This is a genomic window from Pantoea allii, from assembly GCF_002307475.1.
GTDB lineage: Bacteria > Pseudomonadota > Gammaproteobacteria > Enterobacterales > Enterobacteriaceae > Pantoea > Pantoea allii.
The window spans coordinates 90,275-114,781 of record NZ_NTMH01000022.1 but is presented as its reverse complement, the minus strand read 5'-3'; the positions used below and the strand labels follow the sequence as shown (position 1 = coordinate 114,781).

Genomic DNA, 24,507 nt, shown 5'->3' with positions numbered 1-24,507 from the left:
GGCTTACCCACATAACCGGTCAGTTTCATTAACAGGTTAACGGTAATAGAGATGTTAATCATCTATTGACGTTAAAGTTTAGCCAGGTCATTGCCGATACTTTCTCCGTTTAAGGGTTGTCGAAATTATTTCGCCTTTTACTACTCATACGGAAACGATCAAGATGAAACAGTTATCACTGCGCACGGGGTTGCTGGCGTTGCTGGCGTTCATGACATTGCTGCTGTTGGCGGTGAGTGTGATGGGCATTGTGGCAATTAATAAGGGGAATCGTTCGCTGGATGTGGTTAACCGCATTCAGGGGATTGAGTTAAACAGCTTGTATCAAAGTAATGCCGATTTAATGCGCGCACGTGCCAGTGCTGCGCTGGCAGTGCGTAAAATTGAGATTGGTTTACTGGATGAGGGAGCAAGCATCACCAAAACCGCGCAGGCGGATGTGGTGGCATCTCAACAGAATCTTAAGCGTTTTGTTGATGCCGGTACGGTGACTGCCGAAGGGAAGATTATGGCTGATGCGATTGCATCAAGCTATAAGGACTACCTTGATCAGGGCATCCTGCCGATGATGAAGGCGCTGGATAAACAGTACAACGATGAATACTACCAGTTGCTGGAAGGCAAACTGGAGCCGCTGTCAGTGAAATACAGCAATGCGGTAGAAACCTTCGGTAAAAAAGCCGATGAAATTACGCATGCACAGTTGGCTGAAGCCCAGCGTAACGAAATCATGATGAAGGTGCTGATTGCCATCGCCGTGCTGCTGTCACTGCTGCTTCTGGTGCTGGCCTGGGTACTGTTACGCCGTATGCTGCTGACGCCGTTAAACAACGCGATTACTCACCTGGAGCAGATTGCGGCGGGCGATTTGTCCCAGGCTTTACCGCTGGCGGGCAATAATGAACTGGGCCGACTGAATAATGCGCTGGCAGGCATGCAGCACGCGCTGCGTGAATCGGTTAATCAGGTCCGTGAAGCCGGCCTGAAGATCGATATCGGCAGCCGTGAACTGGCGGCAGGCAACGTGCATCTTTCTCAACGTACGGAAGAGTCCGCTGCATCGCTGGAGCAAACGGCTGCCAGCATGGAGCAGTTGACGGCCACCGTCCGTCTCAACGCCAGTAACGCCCAACAGGCACATCAGCTGGCTAACGCCGTGTCTGACAGTGCCGATCGCGGTGCGGAAGTGGTGAATTACGTGATGGAAAAAATGCATGAAATCACCGACAGCGCTAACCGCATCGGCGATATCCTGAGCGTGATTGACGGCATTGCTTTCCAGACCAACATCCTTGCCCTGAACGCGGCGGTTGAAGCGGCACGCGCCGGAGAACAGGGGCGCGGTTTTGCCGTCGTCGCCAACGAAGTCCGTACGCTGGCGCAGCGCAGTGCCAGTGCGGCCAAAGAGATTCGTACGCTGATCAGCGACTCACAAACGCGGGTCAAAGAGGGCAGTGAAATGGCGACGCGCGCGGGCGAAACAATGGATGAGATCGCTGGTGAAGTCATGCGGGTTACGGCGCTGATGAAAGAGATTTCCATGGCCTCAGAAGAACAGAGTCGTGGTATCGATCAGGTCAATCATGCAGTGACGCAAATGGATGAAGCAGCGCAGCAGAACGCGGCGCTGGTGGAACAGGCAACCGCCGCGACCCATTCACTGGAGTCGCAGTCAGAGCAGTTACAGGCTGCGATGGCACAGTTCAGGCTACAGCAGTCGTAAACCAAAAAGGGCGCGAATATCGCGCCCTTCGTCTTTAGCCCTGACGGCAGTCGGGGAACTCACCCAGGAAACGCTCCACGTCCTCTACCATGGCGGTGTTGCCACAGTAGAACGGACAACGCTGGTGCAACGTGACCGGTGGAATATCCAGAATACGGTTTTGACCGTCGCTGGCTTTACCGCCAGCCTGCTCAGCCAGGAATGCCATTGGGTTGCACTCATACAGCAGGCGCAGTTTACCCTTAGGATGGCTGGCAGTGCTTGGATAGAGATAGATGCCGCCCTTCAGCAGGTTGCGGTGAAAATCCGCCACCAGAGAACCGATATAACGTGAGGTGTAAGGACGATGAGTCGCCACGTCCTCTTCCTGACAGAATTTCAGGTATTTTTTCACGCCCTGCGGGAAACGAATGTAGTTACCTTCGTTAATGGAATAGGTGTAACCCACGTCCGGATAGGTCATACGTTCATGGCTCAGGCAGAACACACCCAAAGACGGATCGTAAGTAAACGCATGTACGCCACAACCGGTGGTGTACACCATCATGGTGGATGAGCCGTAAACCACGTAACCGGCGGCAACCTGCTTATTACCCGGCTGCATAAAGTCGGCTTCGACAACCGGCGTACCCGGTTCGCTAACGCGACGATAGATAGAGAAAATGGTGCCGACGGAGACGTTAACATCGATGTTCGACGACCCATCAAGCGGGTCCATCAAGACGACGTATTTACCGTTTTCTTCGCCTTCAAAGATCACAAACTCATCTTCTTCTTCAGAGGCGATACCGGCAACGATGCCACGTGCTTTCAGTGCTGCTTTGAGTTTTTCATTGGCGAACAGATCCAGTTTCATCTGCTGCTCACCCTGAATATTCTCAACGCCGCTGGCACCAAGAATATCGACCAGACCGGCTTTGTTAATATCACGGTGAATAATTTTAGCGCCCAGCTTAATGGCTGAGATAAGCGCCGTCAGTTCACCTGTGGCGTGCGGAAAGTCGTGTTGCTTCTCGACGATAAATTCGCCCAACGTTTTCATAACACATTCCCTGAATCATCGATGGAGTGGCAGCGGCCTACTTAACTGCCCGTGGATGCGTACGCAGTTTAGCCGATTGAACTTTAAAAACCATAGTCCTAATCCGTTTCTTCCGTGTGCAAGCAAGGTTACACTGTGCGCCGAACTTTTGAGTTATGGACTTCGTTATGCGCATTCACATCCTTGGGATATGTGGCACTTTTATGGGCGGACTGGCCATGCTGGCCCGCTCGCTTGGCCATCAGGTGACAGGCTCAGATGCCAACGTCTATCCACCGATGAGCACCTTACTTGAGCAGCAAGGTATAGCATTAACAGAGGGTTACGACGCAAGTCAGCTTGATCCTGTACCGGACCTGGTCATTATCGGCAACGCCATGACGCGCGGGAATCCCTGTGTGGAAGCGGTGCTGGAACGTAATATTCCTTACCTCTCAGGCCCACAGTGGCTGCACGATTTTGTGCTGCGCGACCGTTGGGTGCTGGCCGTGGCGGGTACCCACGGTAAAACCACCACGGCAGGCATGGCAGCGTGGATTCTTGAGGCCTGTGGCCTGGAACCAGGCTTTATTATTGGTGGTGTGCCCGGCAACTTCGATGTTTCTGCAAAATTAGGAAAAAGCCCATTCTTTGTAATTGAGGCGGATGAATACGACTGCGCGTTTTTTGATAAGCGTTCCAAATTCGTCCATTACTGCCCCCGCACGCTGATCCTGAATAACCTGGAATTCGATCATGCCGATATTTTTGACGATCTGCGGGCGATCCAGAAACAGTTTCATCATCTGGTGCGCATTGTACCAGGCCAGGGCAAGATCCTGCTGCCAGAGCACGATCCTAATCTGAAACAGGTGATGGCAATGGGCTGCTGGAGTGAACAGGAACACGTCGGCGATGGCGGTCACTGGCAGGCGAAAAAACTGACCCCGGATGCATCACGCTGGGAAGTTCTGCTTGATGGCGAGAACGTTGGCGAAGTGAACTGGGCGCTGGTGGGCGAGCACAACATGCACAATGGCCTGATGGCCATTGCGGCAGCGCGCCACGTCGGCGTGAAGCCGGAAGACGCCAGCCAGGCGCTGGGCAGCTTTATCAATGCCCGTCGTCGCCTTGAACTGCGCGGTGAGGTAAACGGCATCAAAATTTATGATGACTTTGCCCACCATCCTACCGCGATTCTTGCCACGCTCAGCGCACTGCGCAGTAAAGTGGGCGGCACCGCGCGTATTCTGGCGGTACTGGAACCGCGTTCAAACACCATGAAAATGGGCGTGAATAAAAACGAGCTTGCGCCATCACTGGCACGCGCCGACGAAGTGTTTCTGTTCCAGCCGGGACATATTCCGTGGCAGGTGGCGGATGTTGCAGATGCCTGCATGCAGCCTGCTCACTGTAGCGCGGATATTGATACGCTGGTTGAGATGATCGCAAAAACGGCTCAGCCGGGGGATTCTGTGCTGGTCATGAGCAACGGGGGCTTTGGTGGGATTCATCAAAAGCTGCTGGATCGTCTGGACCGCTAATCGCTAGCGGATCATTTCCTCTCCCTCTGATGGGAGAAGAAAACCCTGCGGCTGGGCGTTGCTCAGCCGCAAATACCAGGAAAGGTCAGACGGTTTCTGCTAACTCACGCAGGTACTGAAAAATCTGACGCGCGGATTTCGGCGGTTTGTTGCCCGCTTTTTCCTTCTGCGCATTACGAATCATACTACGTAGCTGCTGGCGGTCCGCCTGCGGATAAAGGGCAATCACGTCTGTCATCGCCTCATCACCTTCATCAATCAGGCGATCGCGCAGCATTTCCAGTTTGTGAAACAGGGCGACCTGCTGATTATGGCGGTTCTTAAGTTTGTCGAGCGCAATGCGGATCGGCTCAACATCTATACTGCGCAACAGCTTACCGATGAGCTGTAACTGACGGCGGCGGCCTTCTTTCTTAATGCGCTGTGCCAGTTCAATCTCGTTACGTAAACGCTCATCCAGCGGGATTTTATCCAGCGAGTTTTTACCCAGGTCGACCAGTTCGGCACCCAGGCGTTTTAGCTCTTCCGCATCGCGTTTTATTTCGCTCTTACTAACCCAAATAATCTCTTCTTCGTCTTCTTCGTGATTATCGGGTACATCGTCGAGCCACTCATCAGGCTGCTTTGTCATATCTGGCTCCAAAAAAAAGAGGCTAATCCTACCAGTTTATCGGGTGACTGCGAAATTGTTCTCTGACTCTGATAGACTCAAATTATTCAACCATAAGATTAGACGGCAGGTCGATGAACGTATCAACTCAAGTTGCAGAACAGCGAAAAGCACTGGAACAGGCAATTGCACAGGCGCTTGAACTGGCAAAAGCAAGTACAGATGGCGCGGAAGTCGCGGTGAGCAAGACCACCGGTATCGGTGTGAGCACTCGCTACGGCGAAGTAGAAAACGTCGAATTCAACAGTGACGGCGCACTGGGCATCACCGTTTATCATCAAAACCGCAAAGGCAGTGCTTCATCGACCGATCTTAGCCCGGATGCGATTAAACGGACCGTGCAGGCGGCGATTGATATCGCACGTTACACGTCACCCGATCCCTTTGCCGGACCGGCGGATGCCGAGTTGCTGGCCTACCAGGCTCCGGATCTTGACCTCTATCATCCGTGGGAGATCGATGCCGATTATGCCATCAAACTGGCGGCGCAGGCAGAGCAGGCGGCGTTACAGGCAGACAAGCGCATCACCAATACCGAAGGCGGCAGCTTTAACAGTCACGTCGGTATCAAAGTATTTGGCAACAGCCATGGCATGTTACAGAGCTACTGCTCCAGCCGCCATTCGCTGTCCAGCTGCGTGATTGCTGAGCAGAACGGCAATATGGAGCGTGACTATGCTTACACCATTGGTCGTGCCATCGAAGATTTAAAAAGCCCTGACTGGGTTGGTGCGGAATGCGCGCGTCGGACGCTGTCGCGCCTTGCGCCACGTAAGCTCGACACCATGAAAGCACCGGTGATCTTTGCACCCGAAGTGGCGACCGGCCTGTTTGGGCATCTGGTCGGTGCCATCAGCGGCAGCAGCGTTTATCGCAAATCCACCTTTTTGCTGGATGCCATGGGCAAACAGATTCTGCCGGAGTGGCTCACCATCCAGGAGCAGCCGCACCTGTTAAAAGGATTAGCATCGACGCCGTTTGACAGCGAAGGCGTGCGTACTGAGGCTCGCGACATCATCAAAGATGGCGTGCTGCAGACCTGGTTGCTGACCAGCTATTCAGCGCGCAAGCTGGGCTTAACCAGCACCGGTCACGCGGGCGGTATTCACAACTGGCGCATCGCCGGTCAGGGACACAGCTTCAACGATCTGCTGAAGCAGATGGGAACCGGCCTGGTGGTGACCGAGTTGATGGGACAGGGCGTCAGCGCGATCACCGGTGACTATTCACGCGGCGCGGCGGGCTTCTGGGTTGAAAACGGTGAAATCCAGTATCCGGTAAGCGAAATTACCATTGCTGGCAACTTAGGCGACATGTGGCGAAACATCGTCACCGTGGGCGATGACATCGAAACCCGCAGCAATATTCAGTGCGGCTCGGTCTTACTCCCCGAAATGTATATTGCCGGACAGTAAAATCTCTTTTAAGTTGTTTATGCGATAGCAAGCGGAGGGCATCGACCCTCCGTTTTTTATAAAAAGCATTCCCACAATAAAAAGGAAGCTGAGCATGCGTAAAGAGCTTATGTCGTTGTTCGCTGTAGCCGTCTTATCCGTTAGCGTTACCGCCGGTGCTGCCTCTCTTGAGCACGATATGAAAGATATGTCGGGTATCTACAAGTCACTGGACGGGGCGAAAAGCGCCGATCAGCTGCACAAAATGTTGAGTGATTTGCGTGCCAAAGCCGAGGATGCCAAAAAAGGCACCCCGGATAAACTGGAAGGCAAAGCACCTGACAGCCCGGAAATGAAAGACTTCCATAAAGGCATGGATGACCTGATTGCCCAGATTGATAAAGCCGATGCACTGGCGAAGCAGGGCAAACTGGATGAAGCCAAAGCAGAAGCGCAAAAACTGGCTGCGATCCGTAACGAAAACCACAAGAAGTTCCGCTAACAATGTTGATAACCCCGGCGCGGCCGGGGTTAGTTATTCAGGCATCCTCATCGCCGCCTGGCGTAGCCTGAATGATTTCTACCTGATGGGCTTTCAGTAAATTTTGCAGGGCCGCTGCGGGCAGTTTATCCGTAAACAGCGCGGTCGCCTGCTTTATGCTGCCCATTTCTACTGCTGCCGAGGCCTGAAACTTGGTGTGGTCTGCCGCTAACAAAATATGTCGCGCGTGCGTCATCATGGTTTGCGCCACACAGGCTTCATTGACATCAAATTCCAGTAGCGCACCATCACTTTCAATCGCGCCCATGCTGGTGACCAGATAATCCGCGCGAAAACCGGCGACAAAAGCGGTGGTGACCGGGCCGATAATGCCACCGTTGTGCGGGCGGAGCGTGCCGCCCGGCACCATGACTTCAAACTGCGGGCATTTATACAGAATATGGGCAACCCGCAGGCTGTTGGTAATGATGCGCAGATGCTTGTGGTTCAACAGCGCCCGGGCGACGTGTTCAACCGTGGTGCCAATAGTGATAAATACCGTTGAGCCATCAGGAATATAGTCCGCAATCGCGTCAGCAATGGCGCGTTTTTCTTCCGTCTGCGAGACTTCCCGCTGTTCAAAAGCGGTATTCACTACGCTGGATGCACGCCCTGCGCCACCGTGATGGCGCGTGATTAATCCCTGATCGCTAAGCTTGCGAATATCACGGCGTACCGTTTGTGTGGAAACGTCGAGCAGCAAGGCAAGTTCATCAATATTCATGTAGCCACGTTCGGCGATCAGCCTGAGTAAACGATCGTGGCGGGGATTACCGGTTACGTCCGTAAGGATCATGGGTTGTTCTCTGAATACCACCATGGCTCACAGTTTATACATTAACTGACATAAAAGAACAGGTCTGATCATAATCCGGAATCCCCGCGCGTCCGCCCGGCCGGGTACATTTTAGTGCGGCCACCGCGCTGGCAAAACGTACCGCCTCGGCGACTGCGCCGTTCTGTGCCAGCCTGAAGGCCAGCGCGCCATGAAAGACATCACCCGCGCCGGTGGTATCGACCACCTTCACCTCGAAAGCCGGCTGATGCTGCAGTGTGCCAGCTTCCAGCCAGACACAGCCCTGCACGCCCTGCGTCACATAGACATGACCATTTGTGAGCAGTTGTGCTTTTTTCAACGCCGCCGTTTCTCCCTCCAGACCGGTAAGACGTTGCAGACCAGGAGCTGAAAATGCCGCATGATCGCTTAACGCCACCAGCTCACCAATGTCCTGCGGGGTCACATCCCCATCCAGAATCGTTGGGACGCCCTGTTGACGTGCCAGGATAAATGCGCGCTTTGCACCCTGATGCCAGCGAACATCTGCCAGCACTGCATCCCATTGAGAAAAGTCGATTTTTGTTAACCAGTCTGCGCATTCCGGTAAGTCCGGGCTAGGGTAGTTGGCAATCATGCGTTCCCCTTCGGCATCCACAAGAATCGCGGATTGCGAAGAGCGGGCGGCTTCATAAATCTTTGTATAGCGGGTGTTTACGCCGTACTGATTTAATTCAGACAGCAGCCTTTTACCGGTGTCGTCGTCACCCACGCGACCAATAAAATCCACCTCTGCGCCCAGCTTTGCGGCAGCAACCGCCGCGGTTGCCGCCGGACCGCCGCCCACTTCCCGATAGTTGTTTGCCACATATTTTCCGCCCTGATGCGGCAACGTATCCAGATACCAAATGCGATCTAATACGGCGATCCCTACACAAGCAATACGTGTCATGACCCTTCCTCCCTTTTTTTCAGTGCTGTCATTTTAATTTCATCAAATGTTTTAAAAGTGACACCTGTCAATTTTTTGACCATAAATTACAAATATGATCGAAAATAGACAGTAAATATCATCCATTATGACAAAATATGACAATCACAGGGTTTGGGAGAGCGCTATGTCGGTAATTGCTTTTATTGGGTTGGGGCAAATGGGCGGGCCGATGGCAAGCAATCTGCTTAAGCAAGGCCATCAGCTCAACGTCTTTGATGTGGATCGTCAGGCGGTCGCGCGGCTGGCCGACAAGGGTGCCCGGGCGGCCGTCTCCGCAGCCGAGGCGGCAACAGGCGCCGAGTTTGCGATCACCATGCTGCCCAACGGCGACGTAGTGCGTGATGTGCTGTTTGGCGACCAGGGGATTTGCACCACGCTGTCACCCAATGCGCTGGTGATTGATATGTCGACGATCCATCCGCTGCAAACCGATCAGCTGATCGGCGAAATGACCGCTCGCGGTTTCAGCATGATGGACGTGCCCGTGGGGCGCACATCTGACCACGCAATAGCCGGAACGCTGCTGCTGCTGGCGGGTGGCACGCCACAACAGATTGAGCGGGCAAGGCCGGTGTTAATGGCGATGGGTGATGCGCTGATCCCTGCCGGCGTGCCTGGCATGGGGATTCGCGTCAAGCTGATCAACAACTACATGAGCATCGCGCTGAATGCGCTTTCTGCGGAAGCGGCGGTGCTGTGTGAAGGATTAGGACTGTCGTTTGACGTCGCGCTGCAGGTGATGAACGGCACGCCTGCGGGCAAAGGGCATTTCACCACGACCTGGCCCAACAAGGTCCTGAAAGGGGATTGTTCACCGGCCTTTATGATCGATCTGGCCCACAAGGACTTAGGGATTGCGCTGGATGTCGCCAACCAACTGCATGTACCGATGCCGCTTGGCGCGGCCTCACGTGAAGTTTACAACCAGGCCCGCGCTGCCGGACGCGGACGCGAGGACTGGACCGCCATTCTCGAACATGTTCGCGCCAGCGCGGGCCTTACCACTTCCAACACATTGTGACGCTTACTCAGAGGAAAGAAGCATGACTCATTACACCCTTAACGATATCACCCGACCTTCAGGTGGTTTCGCCATGCTCGCAGTCGATCAGCGTGAGGCGATGCGTTTGATGTTCGCCGCCGCTGGCGCGTCACTTCCGGTCAGCGATCGCGTGCTGACCGAGTTTAAAGTCAATGCCGCCACTGTTTTATCGCCCTATGCCTCGGCGATCCTGGTCGATCAACAGTTTTGTTTTCAGCAAATCGTCGAACGGCAAGCGGTTGCCCCCGGCTGCGGCCTGATCGTCGCGGCAGATGAATTTATTCCAGGCAATGGCATCCCGGTAGACAGCGTGGTGATCGATAAAAACGTCGATCCGGCGGCGGTAAAGCGTGACGGCGCGAAGGCGCTCAAGCTGCTGGTGCTGTGGCGCAGTGATGAAGATCCGCAGCAGCGTCTTGACATGGTTAAGGCCTTCAACGCGCGCTGCCACAGCCATGGACTGCGCAGCATTATCGAACCGGTGGTGAGACCGCCGCGTCGTGGCGATCGCTTTGATCGCGAGCAGGCGATCCTCGATGCCGCCACAGAATTAGGCAACAGCGGAGCGGATCTCTACAAGGTGGAAATGCCGCTGTTTGGCAAAGGCACACAGTCTGATCTGCTGGCGGCAGCGCAAAAGCTCAACGATCGGATCGCCATGCCGTGGGTCATCCTCTCGTCGGGCATTGATGAAAAATTGTTCCCGCGCGCCGTCCGGGTGGCCATGCAGGCGGGCGCATCGGGCTTCCTGGCCGGGCGTGCCGTCTGGTCTTCCGTCATCGGATTACCTGACACCGACCTGATGTTACGGGATGTTTCCGTCCCCAGGCTGCAACGGCTGGGCGAGATCGTAGATGAAATGATGGCTAAACGTTAAGAGGGCAAAAGCACATGAAATGGTTTAACACATTGAGCCACAACCGCTGGCTCGAACAGGAAACGGACCGAATTCTCGACTTTGGTAAAAACGCAGCGGTCCCCACTGGATTTGGCTGGCTGGGAAATACCGGCCAGGTAAAACCTGATATGGGTACGCACCTGTGGATTACCGCACGCATGCTGCATGTCTATGCCGTGGCCGCCTCAATGGGCCGCCCGGGGGCTTACTCACTGGTCGAACACGGTATTAACGCCCTGAATGGCGCGCTGCGCGATAAAAAGTACGGCGGCTGGTACGCCTGCGTAAACGATGAAGGTGTTGTCGATGCCTCCAAGCAGGGTTATCAGCACTTTTTCGTGCTACTGGGCGCGGCCAGCGCGGTCACGACGGGGCATCCTGCTGCCCGTCAGTTGCTGAATGACGCTATCGACGTGATCGAGCGGTACTTCTGGAGTGAAGACGAGCAGATGTGCCTGGAGTCCTGGGATGAAGCCTTCAGCAAGACAGAAGACTACCGTGGCGGCAACGCCAATATGCACGCCGTGGAAGCCTTCCTGATTGTCTATGACGTCACGCACGATAAGAAATGGCTGGACCGCGCCCTGCGTGTCACCTCGGTGATCATTCACGACGTCGCGCGCAACGGTGAGTACCGGGTCAATGAGCACTTCGATACTGACTGGAATCCCCTGCGCGATTACAACAAAGAGAATCCGGCTCACCGCTTCCGGGCTTACGGCGGTACGCCTGGACACTGGATTGAGTGGGGACGCCTGATGCTGCATCTGCATGCTGCGCTGGAGGCGCGCTTCGAAACGCCGCCGGCCTGGCTTATTGAAGATGCGAAGGGGTTATTCCACGCCACCATTCGCGATGCCTGGGCGCCGGATGGCGCAGACGGCTTTGTTTACACCGTCGATTGGGAGGGCAAGCCTGTGGTAAGTGAAAGAGTGCGCTGGCCCGTGGTCGAGGCAATGGGCACGGCTTACGCCTTATATACCGTTACGGGTGAAGCGCAATACGAAGCCTGGTACCAGAAATGGTGGGATTACTGCATCACCTACATGATGGATTTCGAGAACGGCTCATGGTGGCAAGAGCTGGATTGCGAAAACAAGGTGACCACCAAAGTGTGGGACGGCAAACAGGATATCTATCACCTGTTGCATTGCCTGGTGATCCCGCGCCTTCCACTGGCTCCGGGCCTGGCACCGGCTGTGGCGGCAGGCTTACTGGACTGTAACGCGAAATAATCCCTAAAAAACCTAAAAACGGGAGTACCAGCTATGCACAGCAGCGGACAAACCCTTGTTCTTCGTGCCGGAGACTATCAGGCAAAAATCGTTACCGTGGGTGCCGGCCTGGCTGAATTGAGGCACGCTGACCACCACCTGGTGCTCCCACATCCGCCTGAAATCATGCCGCTGGCGCATATGGGCAAAGTGCTTATTCCCTGGCCCAATCGCATCGCGAAGGGAACCTGGCGTCATAACGGCAATCTGCTTCAGCTCCCAATCAACGACCACGAAGGGGGCACCGCCATTCACGGCTTGCTGGCCTGGCGTGACTGGCAGATTACCAAACAGACGGACAGCGAGGCGACCTTAACGGTATTTCTGCCGCCCAGTTACGGCTACCCATTTGCATTGCTGTCGCAGGCCACTTACCGACTTGATGCCGCGCAGGGCCTACAGGTCACTCTCAGCAGCCAGAATGTGGGCAATCAACCCGCGCCTTACGGAGTTGGCTCGCATCCTTATCTGACCTGCAACATGACCCAGGTCGATGACTGCCTGCTTACGCTGCCCGCGGCGATTGCTGAAGGGGATTTTCTTACCCCGCGTCGGCTGGCATCGACGCAGATCGACTGCAGTGTGAACACCCGCACGGCCGGACGCGAATGGGCGGTGCGATTAACCTGCCCACACCAATCACTTTCGGTTTTCTTACGCAGCCATCAACCCTGGCTGCAAATTTACAGCGGCGAAAAACTTGGCCGCACTGGCCTGGCCGCTGAACCGATGAGTTGTCCACCTGATGCGTTCAACTCTGGCATTGATGTGATTTTTCTTGCGCCGCAGGCGCGCCATCACATGACGTTCACGATTGGCTGTGATCGGCTCAAATAACGCCAAACCTTACCTTCTTTATCCTACAACACAGAGGTCAGAATGCACTTACAACATCCTGAGACGGCAGGCGTAACGCTTACTGCCGCCGGTTACGGCTTTTCACTGACTTATCAAAACCGACAGATTATGAGCCACAGCAAGGAAAAACCCTGTTTGTGGATTGGCAACGGCAAGGCCGATATCGATATGTTTCGCGGCAATTTCAGCATCAAAGACCGGCTGAATGAAAAGCTGGCGCTCACAGAGGCGGTGATTACCACCCAGGACACCGGCTGGACGGTACGCTTCTCACGCGGCGAGGTGTTCAGTGCCACGCTGACGATTGGCACGGATGAAAAAGGCCGCCTTCAGCTTGCGCTGACAAATGATTCTGGCGGGCTTAATCGTATCTGGCTGAGGTTGTCAGCGCAGGCAGACGATCACATCTACGGCTGTGGCGAGCAATTCTCCTGTTTTGATCTGCGAGGTAAACCTTTCCCACTCTGGACCAGCGAACAGGGCGTCGGGCGCAATAAAAAAAGCGCGGTGACCTGGCAGGCTGACTGTGCCGAGAATGCCGGGGGGGATTACTACTGGACCTTCTTCCCGCAGCCGACGTTTGTCAGCAGCCAGAAGTACTACTGCCACGTGGATAACAGCGGCTACATGAATTTTGACTTCAGTGCCGCGGATTACCACGAACTGGCTTTCTGGGAAAATAACGCCACATTACGTTTTGAGTGCGCTGACACTTATATTGCTCTGCTGGAAAAAATGAGTGCCCTGTTGGGTCGTCAGCCGGAACTGCCTGACTGGGTTTACGATGGCATCACGCTGGGTATTCAGGGTGGCACCGAGGTATGCCAGCAGAAGCTGGACAGAATGCGGCAGGCGGGCGTGAAAGTGAACGGTATCTGGGCGCAGGACTGGTCCGGCATCCGAATGACCTCCTTCGGCAAGCGCGTGATGTGGAACTGGCAGTGGGACAGCGCGCGTTATCCCCATCTGGACGCGCGTATTCAGCAGTGGAAAGCGGAAGGCGTACAGTTCCTGTCGTATATCAATCCTTATGTGGCCAGCGACCGCAGTCTGTGCGAAGAGGCCGCCCGCAAGGGTTATCTGACCAAAGATGCGGCAGGGCAGGATTACCACGTCGAATTTGGCGAGTTTTATGCGGGCGTGGTCGATCTCACCAATCCGGAGGCATATCAGTGGTTCAAAGGCGTGATCAAAGATAATTTGATTGCCCTGGGCTGTCGCGGCTGGATGGCGGATTTTGGCGAGTACCTGCCGACGGACACCCACCTGCACAACGGCGTCAGTGCCGAAATTATGCATAACGCCTGGCCGGCGCTATGGGCGAAGTGCAACTATGAGGCGCTGGAAGAAACCGGCAAACTCGGTGACGTTCTGTTCTTTATGCGCGCGGGTTATACCGGCAGCCAGAAGTACTCCGTGATGATGTGGGCCGGTGATCAAAATGTGGACTGGAGCCTGGACGATGGCCTGGCCTCGGTGGTGCCTGCCGCCTTGTCACTGGCGATGAGTGGTCACGGTTTGCATCACAGCGATATCGGTGGCTACACCACGCTGTATGGGATGCAACGTAGTAAAGAACTCCTGCTTCGCTGGTGTGACTTCAATACCTTTACCCCGATGATGCGCACCCATGAAGGGAACCGTCCCGGTGATAACTGGCAGTTCGATAGCGATGAAGAAACCATTGCCCACTTTGCCCGCATGTCCACGATCTTCACCACGTTAAAACCCTATCTCAAACAGGCTGTCGCGCAGAACGCCCGCGCCGGGTTGCCCGTTATGCGTCCGTTATTTCTGCACTATGAAGCGGATGCCCGCACCTATGCGCTGAAATACCAATATCTGTTGGGGCGTGACCTGCTGGTTGCGCCGGTCTATGAAGAAGGCCGCCGCGACTGGTCGCTCTACCTGCCCGAAGACCACTGGGTCAACATGTGGACCGGTGAAAGGGTTAACGGCGGTGACATCACCGTCGCCGCCCCGCTGGGCAAACCGCCGGTGTTTTATCGTGCCGACAGCGAATGGCAGCCATTGTTTGCTTCATTAGGGTTAACAGGCAGCCAAACATTGCCACAGTAGCGGGAGAAAAGATTATGGACTTCTTTACTCTGTTTACACCGGAAGGGCTGGAAATCACCACCGATGTGGTCTGGATCATTATTGCCATTATGTTCCTGTACACCTTTATCGGCATCTGTGCGGGGTTTGGCGGTGCACTGGTTACCATGCCGCTGGTAACCTTACTGCTGCCGGTCAAAATGGCGGCCCCGATGTCGGTCATCGTGGGTACGGCAACCGCGCTGTATGCCGCCTGGCTGTCGCGCAAAGAAACCAACTGGAAGTCAGCCCTGGTGCTGATCCTGTTCTCGTTTGCCGGTATCCCGTTGGGGATCTACGCGCTGTCCAATTTCCCGGATTACATCATGAAAACCGGACTGGGCACCTTCCTGATTCTGTATTCGTTCTACAGCCTGTTTATTCCTCGTCTGCCTGTGTATGACAAAAACTGGATTGTGGTGCCAACGGGCGTGATTGCCGGGGCGCTGGGATCGGCTTTTGCCACCAACGGCCCACCGGTGGTGATCTACGGCATGTTAAGGAATCTGGCACCGGCGGCTTTTCGCGGCACACTCAATGCGTTTTTCACCGCGAATAACATCGCCATTATTGGCGGCCTGACCACCAGCGGCATGTTAACAATCTCAACAATCAAGCTGGTGATGTTCTGCATTCCCACCATGATCCTGGGATCGTTAGTGGGCCAGTACGTGCACCAGCGCATTTCCGTCAGTGCTTTCCGCCTGATGGTGTTTCTCCTGCTGATTGCCTCCGGCTCCATGCTGATTAAGGGCGCGCTGGCTATCCCCGCATGGTGGGTGCTGGTGCCGTCGTTTGGCTTGCTGGCCGTGATGCAGCTGCTGTTTGGCAAAAAAGTGGCGGCTATCCGGGCTGACATTGCGCAGCAGAACCCGTCTAACCCATCCTGAAAAAAGCAGCCTCACTGACTTTCTCAGTGGGGCTGCGGAGATAACTCATGAGCCAGCAACCCCTTCCTTCCGGCAATGAACCGGCAACATTACGTTTGCCCTTTAAAGAGAAAGTCGCCTATGGCATGGGCGATCTGGGTTCAAACATTTTGTTAGATATCGGTACGCTCTATCTACTGAAGTTTTATACCGACGTGCTGGAGCTGCCGGGCACCTACGGCGGAATCATCTTTCTGGTTGCCAAGTTTTTTACTGCCTTTACCGATATGGGCACCGGCATCATGCTGGATTCGCGGCGCAGGATTGGCCCGAAAGGCAAGTTCCGCCCCTTTGTGCTGTATGCCGCGTTTCCGGTGACCCTGTTGGCTATCGCCAATTTTGTTGGAACGCCGTTCGACATGACCGGCAAAACGATAGTGGCAACCGTGCTCTTCATGCTCTACGGCCTGTTCTTCAGCATGATGAACTGCTCCTACGGGGCGATGGTGCCGGCCATGACGAAAAACCCTAACGAACGGGCCTCGCTGGCCGCATGGCGACAGGGCGGCGCAACGCTGGGCCTGCTGATCTGTACGGTGGGTTTTGTCCCGGTGATGAACCTGATTGAAGGGAATGCGCAACTGGGCTACATCGTAGCCGCCACGTTGTTTTCGGCGTTTGGGCTGTTTTTCATGTGGTGGTGCTACGCGGGCGTAAAAGAACGCTATGTCGACAGTGCGCCAGCCAACCCGACCCAAAAGCCTGGCCTGTTAGCCTCTTTTCGGGCGATAGCCGGTAACCGGCCGCTGTTTATCTTGTGCATTGCCAACCTCTGCACGCTGGGGGCATTTAACGTCAAGCTGGCGATTCAGGTGTATTACACGCAGTACGTCCTCAACGATCCCGTTCTGCTTTCCTGGATGGGGTTTTTCAGCATGGGATGCATTTTTATCGGCGTGTTCATGATGCCGGGCGCGGTGCGGCGCTTTGGCAAGAAAAAAGTGTATATCGGTGGATTAGTGATTTGGGTTGTCGGTGACCTGCTCAACTATTTTATCGGTGGCGGTTCGGTCAGTTTTGTCGCCTGGTCCTGCCTGGCTTTTTTTGGCTCTGCCTTTGTGAACAGCCTCAACTGGGCGCTGGTGTCCGATACCGTAGAGTACGGCGAATGGCGGACGGGCGTCCGTTCTGAAGGCACGGTTTATACCGGCTTTACCTTCTTCCGTAAGGTATCCCAGGCGCTGGCTGGCTTCTTCCCCGGCTGGATGCTGACGCAAATCGGCTATGTCCCCAACGTCATTCAGTCTGCTGCCACTGTCGAGGGCTTAAAGCAGCTGATGTTTATTTATCCCGGCGCGCTGGCGGTCACCACGATTGTGGCAATGGGCTGCTTCTACAACCTCAATGAAAAAATGTACGTCCGTATCATTGAAGAGATTGATGCCCGTAAACGTCAGCGCTGATTTGGCTCTGTGACTGCGCCGGTCGCGGCGCTAAAAGGATCACTTATGAATACAGGCTCCGATCCCCTCACGCTGAAACTCCCTCTGCGCGAGAAGTTTGCTTACGGCCTCGGTGATTTTGGCTCCAACCTGATGCTGACTATTGGGACGCTTTATTTACTCAAGTTCTACACCGATGAGCTGGGCATGCCAGCCTGGTACGGCGGCGTGATTTTCCTGGTGGCCAAATTCTTCACCGCCGTCACGGATATGTTCACCGGCATTGTGCTGGATTCACGCCGCCATATTGGCACCAGGGGCAAATTCAGGCCGTTTATTCTCTGTTTCTCACTGCCGGTAGCGCTGGTGGCGGCGGCACAGTTTGTTGCTAACGACTTTAGCCTGACGGTAAAGACCACGATCGCGACGGCGCTGTTTATGATGTTCGGCCTGTTTTACAGCCTGATGAACTGTTCGTATGGGGCCATGGTGCCGGCTATCACCAAAAATCCCACTGAGCGCGCTCATCTTGCCGCCTGGCGACAAGGTGGGGCAACGTTGGGATTGCTGGTGTGTACCGTATGCTTTATGCCAATCCAGTCGCTGTTTGTCGGCAAAAGCGCGTTGGGCTATCAGGTGGCTGCTGCGCTCTTTGTGACCTGCGGAATGCTGTGCATGGCCTGCTGTTACCGCGGCGTCAAAGAGCGCTATGTGGAGGTCACGCCAGCCCATCATAAACCCGGCGTAGCAACGGCATTTCGCGCTATCTTCCACAATCCACCGTTACGCGTCCTGTGCCTGGCGAACCTGTGTACCCTGGCGGCGTTTAACATCAAACTGGCCATCCAGGTGTATTACACCCAGTACGTCCTGAATGATGTGCATCTGCTCGCCTGGATGGGCTTTTTCAGTATGGGCTGTATCCTGGTCGGGGTGCTGCTGGTGCCCACAGCGGTAAAACAGTTCGGTAAAAAACAGGTCTACCTGGGTGGGTTACTCCTGTGGGCCGTGGGCGATCTGTGTAACTTTCTCTGGGGGAACAGCTCTCTGCTGTTCGTCATGTTCTCCTGCGTGGCATTTTTCGGCACGGCGTTCGTCAACAGCCTTAACTGGGCGCTGGTACCGGATACCGTAGAATACGGCGAGTGGAAAACCGGTATTCGGGCAGAAGGTGCCTGTTACACCGGCTACACCTTCTTTCGTAAAATTTCTGCCGCGCTGGCGGGATTTTTGCCCGGCCTGATGCTGACGCAGATAGGCTACGTGCCGAACACCGTACAAAGTAGCGCTACGCTGGCGGGGTTAAGGCAGTTGATCTTTATCTGGCCCTGCACGCTGGCGATTGTCGCGGCGCTGATCATGGGGTTCTGCTACAGGCTCAACGAAGCCCGTTTCGCCCTGATCGTGGCCGCCATTGGCCGACGTAAAAAGCATCGTCTCCAGCCTGCTGTCGACAACCCCGGCGTGAAGCGATTAACAAAACCCTCGAACGCGGCGTCATAAGTTTCTCTGTTAACCCGATCCTCAGGGTTGCTGTTTGTTGGTTTTGTGACGGCTGACCAGCAACCCAAATTTCCGCTTATCCCTCCCGTGCCGTCTTGCCCGTTTTACATCCGATTATTAACTCTCTGTTTCTGTTAACAAAAAAAACATTCCGGCCAGGTGGTAGCTGAAGTTTGCGCTACCGATCGCTCACGGGTGCAGGATTTCCACTTTGAAACGGAAAAAGTCCTTCTCCACAGCCGTCCCGTCGCTGGTTAGTTTGGGATCGCGCTAAACGCGTAACGGTAAGCAGACGATGAGTATGTGTAATGGAGCGGTAGCGATGAATGCGTCACAAGACGAACAGCAAACTATTCAGGCCCTGGCGGATCGCGTGATGTCGCAGATTGGGGCGCTTTTTGCTGAGCGATCCATCCAGCCGAATGCCGTGCAGATCCAGATGCTGGCTTCGCATGTGCGGGCCATGGCATTGCGATCCGTGACCGGGGAAAGTCTGCCAGAGGTTGAGGCTGACCTGTTTGATGAAATCTCCAGGGAGTCGATGGCGCTGGCGCAGCAGGTGGTGGATCTGTTTGGCAATTTACCACCAGAAGAAGCCTGGCTGCTCTCCGTCCACTTTGAAGTAGCGAAGAACGACTAATTTTCCAACCATGAGAGGAACAGACATATGGTAACCGTAGTGATTGGCGATCGTTTAGGTAAAGGACAGAAAGTCGCGGCTGGCGTAGAGAAAGCGGGTGGCCGTGCGGTGGTCGTGCCCGGTGTCGCGGCGGACATGAAGCTGGGCGATGTCATGAAAGCAGAGGCGGCGGATTTTGGTATCTCCTTTTGCGGCAGCGGCGGTGCAGGTGCGATTACGGCGCAAAACAAATATGGCTATAAGGCCAAGCACGGCATGCGCTCCGTTGACGAAGGCGTGACCGCCATTAATGAAGGGGCCAACGTGCTGGGCTTTGGCTTTATGGACAAAGAAGAGCTGGGTGAACGTCTGGTTCAGGCCTGGCGCAAAAAACACGGTGGATAAGGAATGAAAGAGACCTTTACAACCTCGGTTGCCGTAAGCGGTAAGGGCGATACCAAAGCGAAAGCCTTTGCAGATGCGCTTAGCCGGGTACAGCACGAAGTCCTGCGCAACGCCAATAAGATTCTGCTGCGCATTGAACCGCAGGACGTAAAGGTGGTGCGTGCGCTGGAACGCGTCACAACTGAAAAATTCCTTTTCTTTTTCCTGGCACGTGAGCGCAGGCACTTCAGCGTCGACCTGGAGGTCACCATCAATGTGACCTGCCTGGACGGTGACAAAGTCGACTTCACCCGCGTGTAAACCTCGCCTCAAACAACTTATATAAGGAAAGAGGATGTTTCTCATCATTTTGCTCAAGTCGTTAATTATCGGCGGCCTTGTGGGCGTCGGTGTGGGTGCAGGTGCCGCCCGCATGTTCCATGCGCCGACGACACAAGGTATGGGCGCATTTCGCACACTGGGTGAACTCAACTCCTGTGAAGGCGATCCTGCCTCTCACTTCTCTTTTGGGTTGGGGTTCTTCTTTAATGCCTGGGCTTCCTCTGTGGCGGCTGGCGCGTTCACCCAGGATGTGGATCACCGCATCATCCCCAACTGGGGCGCGGCGGCAATCATGGTCAAAAACCGCAATGTCGCGCAAACGCTGCACGATCCTAAAAAGATGGCTATCGCCTGCGGCATCATCGGCATGGTGGTGGTGGCTTTCCTTAACTCGACCGCCTCTGCTGTGCCAGCGGCCCTGCAGGTCACGGCGGTGAAGGTTCTGGTACCGGCCGCCAATCTGCTGGTTAACACGGTTATGCCGGTGATCTTCTGGCTGGCGGCGATTGATGCCGGTAAAAAATCGGGCTTCTGGGCCACCATCTTTGGCGGTCTGGCACAGCTGATTATGGGCAATGCCGTACCGGGCCTGGTGCTGGGCATTTTGATTGGTAAAGGGGTTGAAGAGAGCGGCTGGAACAAAGTGACCAAAGTCATGATGAGCGCCATCGTCGCCTTGTTTGTCCTCAGCGCCTTCTTCCGCGGTTTCGATATGAAGATGCTGCAATCCTTCCAGCTTGGCATTCCTGGCTGGCTCGACAGTATTCATAACAGCCTGAGCGGCAAATAACGGAGCGTCTGCAATGGAAGAATCAAACAAAGGTTTCTGGTATGCCGACTGGTCGTTCCCGATTTTTGTCGGTTTGCTCTCCTCCGGCGTGTTTGCCGGAACCCATATGTACTACCTGTACGGCATCGGGGCTTTCAACGAGGTGGCCTTCGTCTCTATGTTACGCGCGGGCATTGATACGGGGGTTTATGGTGCGGTTGCCGCTTTCGGTGCCAGCTTTTTGTTCGCCCGTATCATCGAAGGATCGCTTGTCGGGATTCTGGATATCGGTGGGGCGATTCAGACCGGCGTCGGGCTGGGCGTGCCCGCGCTGCTGCTGGGTGCGGGTTTTGTCTTCCCGGTTGCGAATTTTGCGGCTTCGCTGGTCACCGGCCTGGTTATTGGCGTGGCGATAGGTTACGTCATCATTCTGGCGCGTAAATTCACCATTAATCAAAGCAACAGTACCTATGGTGCGGACGTGATGATGGGCGCGGGCAATGCATCAGGACGCTTTCTGGGGCCGCTGATTATTCTGGCTGCCATGGGTGCCTCGATCCCGATTGGCCTTGGCTCACTGCTGGGCGCGCTGGTGTTCTATCTGTGGAATAAACCGATCACCGGCGGGGCGATCCTCGGCGCGATGATCCTTGGGGCGATTTTTCCGGTCGCGATCTGATCGCGGCGATGCCCGATCGGTTCAGGCCGATCGGGCGAGCCAAAGGAGGTTTCTATGTACGATCTGATTCTGCGTCGGGCACGTTTGCCAGATGACAGTCTGATCGATATCGCCATACGCGACGGTAAAATTGCCGAGGTGGGTGAGGTGAGCGGCAGGGCAACAGTGGAAAAAACACTGGCGGCGGACTGTTATCTTAGCGCTGGCTGGATCGATTCGCATGTGCACTGCTACGCTAACTCGCCGATCTATCACGATCACCCTGACCACGTCGGTGTGGCGTGCGGTGTAACCTGCGTTGTGGATGCCGGCAGTACAGGGGCAGACGACATCGATGATTTCTGGCAGATCACGCGGGCGGCCACCACCCAGGTCTACGCCCTGCTGAACATCGCCCGCACCGGCATTGTCACCCAAAATGAACTGGCGGATATGACGCAGATTGATCGCCCGGCCATAGCCGATGCGGTGCGGCGTCATCCTGACTTTATTCTGGGGTTCAAAGCCCGAATGAGCAGCAGTGTGGTGGGCGAAAACGGCATCACGCCGCTGGTACTGGCAAAGGCGATTCAGCAGGAAAATGGCAACCTGCCCCTGATGGTACACATTGGTAACACTCCCCCGAACCTGGATGAAATCGCCGCGTTACTGACCTCCGGTGACATCATCACCCATTGTTACAACGGCAAGCCGAACCGCATTCTGACGCCCGACGGGCAGCTCCGTGCGGCGGTGAAAAATGCGCTGGCGCGGGACGTGCGCCTTGATGTCGGCCACGGCAGTGCCAGCTTCAGCTTTGAGGTGGCACGCGCGGCGATAGCGCAGGGCATTCTGCCGCACAGCATCAGTTCGGATATTTACTGCCGCAATCGCCTGAACGGACCGGTTTATACCCTGGCGCACGTGATGTCGAAATTTTTCAATGTGGGGATGACGCTGCCGCAGATTATTGCCTGCGTAACTCACCAGGCGGCCAGCGGGCTGAGATTGCACAGCAAAGGCAGTATCCAACCCGGCTATGACGCCGACTTTACCCTGTTCAGCGTGGCGCAGGAACCCGTGTCATTTGTGGATGCGGAAGGGCTGACCGAACAGGGCGATCGCCAACTTATTCCACTGGCGGCGATCGTCGCTGGTGAGTGCTGGATGACGGAAGAAGGGAAAAAACACAATGTCTTCACTGTATGAGAAATATGGCCTGAAACAGGTCATTAATGCCTCTGGGCGCATGACCATTCTTGGCGTGTCCACACCGGCCCGCGACGTGGTTGAGACGGTTGAGTACGGCCTGGAGCACTATTTTGAAGTCAAGGATCTGGTCGATAAGACCGGCGCTTACATTGCCAGGCTGCTGCAGGTAGAAAATGCGCTGGTGGTATCCTGTGCCTCAGCGGGCATCGCCCAGAGCGTGGCGGCGGTGATTGTAAAAGACGATGACTGGCTGCTGGATAACCTGCACACGGCACCGCTAACCGTAGCGCATGACATCGTGGTGCCGAAAGGCCATAACGTGAATTACGGCGCGCCCGTCGGCAGCATGATCGCGCTGGGCGGCGGTCGGGTTGTGGAGGCCGGCTACAGTAATGAGTGCTCTCCACAGCAGCTTGCCGCCGCGATCACCGCCCAGACGGCGGCCATTCTCTATGTGAAGTCGCATCATTGCGTGCAAAAGAGCCACCTGAGCGTCGCGCAGGCGGCAGAGGTGGCACGTAAGCATGGCGTGCCGCTTATCGTGGATGCCGCCGCAGAAGAAGATCTGCAGTGTTATTACCAGGCGGGTGCCGACCTGGTCATTTACAGCGGAGCCAAAGCCATCGAAGGCCCTACCAGCGGCCTGGTTATCGGAAAACACCAGCTTGTTGAGTGGGTGAAGCGCCAGAGCAACGGCATTGGTCGCACCATGAAAGTCGGTAAAGAGGGCATTCTGGGACTGACGCAGGCGATTGAGTCCTACCTGACCCAGCCAAAAACCACCGGCGCGCAGATGGTGGAAAAAATGACGCCTTTTATCAACAACCTCAACGGGCTGAACGGCGTGAGCGCCCGCGTTGTGTGGGATGCCGCCGGACGTGACATTGCCCGTGCAGAAATTCACTTTGATGAACGCGCGATCGGGCACCAAACCGGCGACCTGGTGCAGGCCCTGAAAAACGGCGATATCGCCATTTACTTCCGTGGCTACAAGGCCAACGAAGGCATTATTGAGGCCGACGTGCGCAGCGTCAGTGCTGACCAGCTGCATATTATTTTCACCCGCATTCAGGCGCTGTTAACAGGAGAAAAATAGCATGACGCTCACCCCAAATTTTTATCAGGACCGCCTGTGCCTTAACGTGCTGGCAGGCTCAAAAGAGAATGCCCGCGCTATCTGGCAGGCCGCAGAAGGGCACGTCCTGGTTGGCGTATTATCAAAAAATTACACCAGCAACGACGCCGCTATTGCGGATATGCGCGAATACGCCGCGCTGATTGATAACGCGCTGTCCATCGGTTTGGGGGCGGGCGATCCTCGTATGTCGCAAAGGGTGAGTGAGATTGCAGCGGTGCTGCAGCCGCAGCACGTCAATCAGGTGTTCACCGGCGTGGGCACCAGTCGTGCGCTGCTCGGTCAGTCACAGACGGTGGTCAACGGGCTGATTTCGCCCACCGGAACGCCGGGTAAAGTGAAGATTTCCACCGGGCCGCTCAGCTCACAGGCCAGCGACGGCATTGTGCCGGTCGATACCGCGATTGCGCTCCTGAAAGACATGGGCGGCAGTTCCGTGAAGTACTTCCCGATGGGTGGGCTGGCGACGGCAGAGGAGTTCCGCGCTGTCGCCGAAGCCTGTGCGAAGCAGGATTTTTGGCTGGAACCCACGGGCGGGATTGATCTGCAAAACGTCGGGCCGATCCTGCGCATTGCCCTGGATGCTGGCGTAAGCAAAGTCATTCCCCATGTTTACAGTTCGATCATCGACAGCGCCAGTGGCGAAACCCGCGTAGAAGACGTGCGTCAGCTACTGGCCATCTGTAAAGGTCTGCTGGACTGAGTCCAGGCCTGTGCGCCGCTTCATGGACGTGATGACGGCG

General features: G+C 55.4%; 24 protein-coding genes. 20 read left to right on the top strand and 4 right to left on the bottom strand.

What is annotated here, in order from left to right:
• The first annotated feature begins 163 nt into the window (after window positions 1-163).
• The gene (locus CMR03_RS07750; RefSeq protein WP_096011238.1) at window positions 164-1,723 is read left to right on the top strand and encodes a methyl-accepting chemotaxis protein; all 1,560 of its coding nucleotides are present in this window, start codon (window positions 164-166) and stop codon (window positions 1,721-1,723) included.
• A gap of 34 nt (window positions 1,724-1,757) precedes the next feature.
• Here the strand turns inward: CMR03_RS07750 and fbp are convergent, their stop codons facing one another.
• On the bottom strand, window positions 1,758-2,765 hold the full coding sequence (gene fbp / locus CMR03_RS07745; RefSeq protein ID WP_063877391.1) for a class 1 fructose-bisphosphatase: 1,008 nt from the start codon (window positions 2,763-2,765) through the stop codon (window positions 1,758-1,760).
• A 167-nt stretch (window positions 2,766-2,932) separates the two neighbouring features.
• Here fbp and mpl point away from each other — a divergent pair, with 167 nt between their 5' ends.
• Entirely contained in the window at window positions 2,933-4,288 is a 1,356-nt protein-coding gene (gene mpl / locus CMR03_RS07740; RefSeq protein WP_063877390.1) for a UDP-N-acetylmuramate:L-alanyl-gamma-D-glutamyl-meso-diaminopimelate ligase, read from the top strand.
• An 85-nt stretch (window positions 4,289-4,373) separates the two neighbouring features.
• On the opposite strand, the gene yjgA is transcribed toward mpl, so the two are convergent.
• Window positions 4,374-4,919, bottom strand: a complete 546-nt coding sequence (gene yjgA, locus CMR03_RS07735) for a ribosome biogenesis factor YjgA (RefSeq protein WP_063877389.1) — start codon at window positions 4,917-4,919, stop codon at window positions 4,374-4,376.
• Between the two features lie 113 nt (window positions 4,920-5,032).
• Between yjgA and pmbA the strand changes: the two genes are divergently transcribed.
• On the top strand, window positions 5,033-6,373 hold the full coding sequence (gene pmbA / locus CMR03_RS07730; RefSeq protein ID WP_096011237.1) for a metalloprotease PmbA: 1,341 nt from the start codon (window positions 5,033-5,035) through the stop codon (window positions 6,371-6,373).
• Between the two features lie 94 nt (window positions 6,374-6,467).
• Window positions 6,468-6,854 carry a cytochrome b562 gene (gene cybC, locus CMR03_RS07725; protein WP_063877387.1) on the top strand — a complete coding sequence of 129 codons (387 nt, stop codon included), beginning with the start codon at window positions 6,468-6,470 and terminating at the stop codon, window positions 6,852-6,854.
• Window positions 6,855-6,891: 37 nt separating this feature from the next.
• Here the strand turns inward: cybC and CMR03_RS07720 are convergent, their stop codons facing one another.
• Window positions 6,892-7,689 carry a DeoR/GlpR family DNA-binding transcription regulator gene (locus tag CMR03_RS07720; RefSeq protein ID WP_063877386.1) on the bottom strand — a complete coding sequence of 266 codons (798 nt, stop codon included), beginning with the start codon at window positions 7,687-7,689 and terminating at the stop codon, window positions 6,892-6,894.
• 34 nt (window positions 7,690-7,723) lie between these two features.
• Complete coding sequence (locus tag CMR03_RS07715) at window positions 7,724-8,620, bottom strand: sugar kinase (protein WP_063877385.1); 897 nt, start codon at window positions 8,618-8,620, stop codon at window positions 7,724-7,726.
• A 166-nt stretch (window positions 8,621-8,786) separates the two neighbouring features.
• Between CMR03_RS07715 and yihU the strand changes: the two genes are divergently transcribed.
• From yihU to dagF, 16 genes are all read left to right on the top strand, one after another.
• Window positions 8,787-9,683: a sulfolactaldehyde 3-reductase gene (gene yihU, locus CMR03_RS07710; RefSeq protein ID WP_096011236.1), complete on the top strand. Its 897-nt coding sequence runs from the start codon at window positions 8,787-8,789 to the stop codon at window positions 9,681-9,683.
• A 22-nt stretch (window positions 9,684-9,705) separates the two neighbouring features.
• Window positions 9,706-10,581, top strand: coding sequence for a sulfofructosephosphate aldolase (gene yihT, locus CMR03_RS07705; protein ID WP_096011235.1), 876 nt, complete (start codon window positions 9,706-9,708; stop codon window positions 10,579-10,581).
• Between the two features lie 14 nt (window positions 10,582-10,595).
• Complete coding sequence (gene yihS, locus CMR03_RS07700) at window positions 10,596-11,837, top strand: sulfoquinovose isomerase (RefSeq protein WP_096011234.1); 1,242 nt, start codon at window positions 10,596-10,598, stop codon at window positions 11,835-11,837.
• 33 nt (window positions 11,838-11,870) lie between these two features.
• A complete protein-coding gene (locus CMR03_RS07695) occupies window positions 11,871-12,713 on the top strand; it encodes an aldose-1-epimerase (RefSeq protein ID WP_096011233.1) in 843 nt (280 codons plus the stop codon).
• A 42-nt stretch (window positions 12,714-12,755) separates the two neighbouring features.
• Window positions 12,756-14,813 carry an alpha-glucosidase gene (locus CMR03_RS07690; protein ID WP_096011232.1) on the top strand — a complete coding sequence of 686 codons (2,058 nt, stop codon included), beginning with the start codon at window positions 12,756-12,758 and terminating at the stop codon, window positions 14,811-14,813.
• 14 nt (window positions 14,814-14,827) lie between these two features.
• Entirely contained in the window at window positions 14,828-15,721 is an 894-nt protein-coding gene (locus CMR03_RS07685; RefSeq protein ID WP_096011231.1) for a sulfite exporter TauE/SafE family protein, read from the top strand.
• Window positions 15,722-15,768: 47 nt separating this feature from the next.
• Window positions 15,769-17,163 carry an MFS transporter gene (locus tag CMR03_RS07680; protein ID WP_096011230.1) on the top strand — a complete coding sequence of 465 codons (1,395 nt, stop codon included), beginning with the start codon at window positions 15,769-15,771 and terminating at the stop codon, window positions 17,161-17,163.
• A 45-nt stretch (window positions 17,164-17,208) separates the two neighbouring features.
• Window positions 17,209-18,645: an MFS transporter gene (locus tag CMR03_RS07675; RefSeq protein ID WP_063877377.1), complete on the top strand. Its 1,437-nt coding sequence runs from the start codon at window positions 17,209-17,211 to the stop codon at window positions 18,643-18,645.
• 295 nt (window positions 18,646-18,940) lie between these two features.
• Window positions 18,941-19,285, top strand: a complete 345-nt coding sequence (locus CMR03_RS07670; RefSeq protein ID WP_370513243.1) for a glycine dehydrogenase — start codon at window positions 18,941-18,943, stop codon at window positions 19,283-19,285.
• 27 nt (window positions 19,286-19,312) lie between these two features.
• On the top strand, window positions 19,313-19,669 hold the full coding sequence (locus CMR03_RS07665; RefSeq protein ID WP_063877375.1) for an SFCGS family glycine-rich protein: 357 nt from the start codon (window positions 19,313-19,315) through the stop codon (window positions 19,667-19,669).
• 3 nt (window positions 19,670-19,672) lie between these two features.
• Window positions 19,673-19,969 (top strand): DUF4312 family protein, encoded by a 297-nt coding sequence (locus CMR03_RS07660; RefSeq protein ID WP_063877374.1) that lies wholly within the window; start codon window positions 19,673-19,675, stop codon window positions 19,967-19,969.
• Window positions 19,970-20,003: 34 nt separating this feature from the next.
• On the top strand, window positions 20,004-20,780 hold the full coding sequence (locus tag CMR03_RS07655) for a DUF4311 domain-containing protein (protein WP_063877373.1): 777 nt from the start codon (window positions 20,004-20,006) through the stop codon (window positions 20,778-20,780).
• A gap of 13 nt (window positions 20,781-20,793) precedes the next feature.
• Window positions 20,794-21,438 carry a DUF4310 family protein gene (locus CMR03_RS07650; protein WP_013027353.1) on the top strand — a complete coding sequence of 215 codons (645 nt, stop codon included), beginning with the start codon at window positions 20,794-20,796 and terminating at the stop codon, window positions 21,436-21,438.
• Between the two features lie 54 nt (window positions 21,439-21,492).
• Window positions 21,493-22,626, top strand: a complete 1,134-nt coding sequence (locus CMR03_RS07645) for an amidohydrolase/deacetylase family metallohydrolase (RefSeq protein WP_096011229.1) — start codon at window positions 21,493-21,495, stop codon at window positions 22,624-22,626.
• The gene (locus CMR03_RS07640; RefSeq protein WP_063877370.1) at window positions 22,610-23,725 is read left to right on the top strand and encodes a DgaE family pyridoxal phosphate-dependent ammonia lyase; all 1,116 of its coding nucleotides are present in this window, start codon (window positions 22,610-22,612) and stop codon (window positions 23,723-23,725) included. The genes CMR03_RS07645 and CMR03_RS07640 overlap by 17 nt, the downstream gene beginning before the upstream one ends.
• 1 nt (window position 23,726) lies before the next feature.
• Window positions 23,727-24,467 carry a 2-dehydro-3-deoxy-phosphogluconate aldolase gene (dagF, locus tag CMR03_RS07635; protein WP_063877369.1) on the top strand — a complete coding sequence of 247 codons (741 nt, stop codon included), beginning with the start codon at window positions 23,727-23,729 and terminating at the stop codon, window positions 24,465-24,467.
• Window positions 24,468-24,507 lie beyond the last annotated feature (40 nt).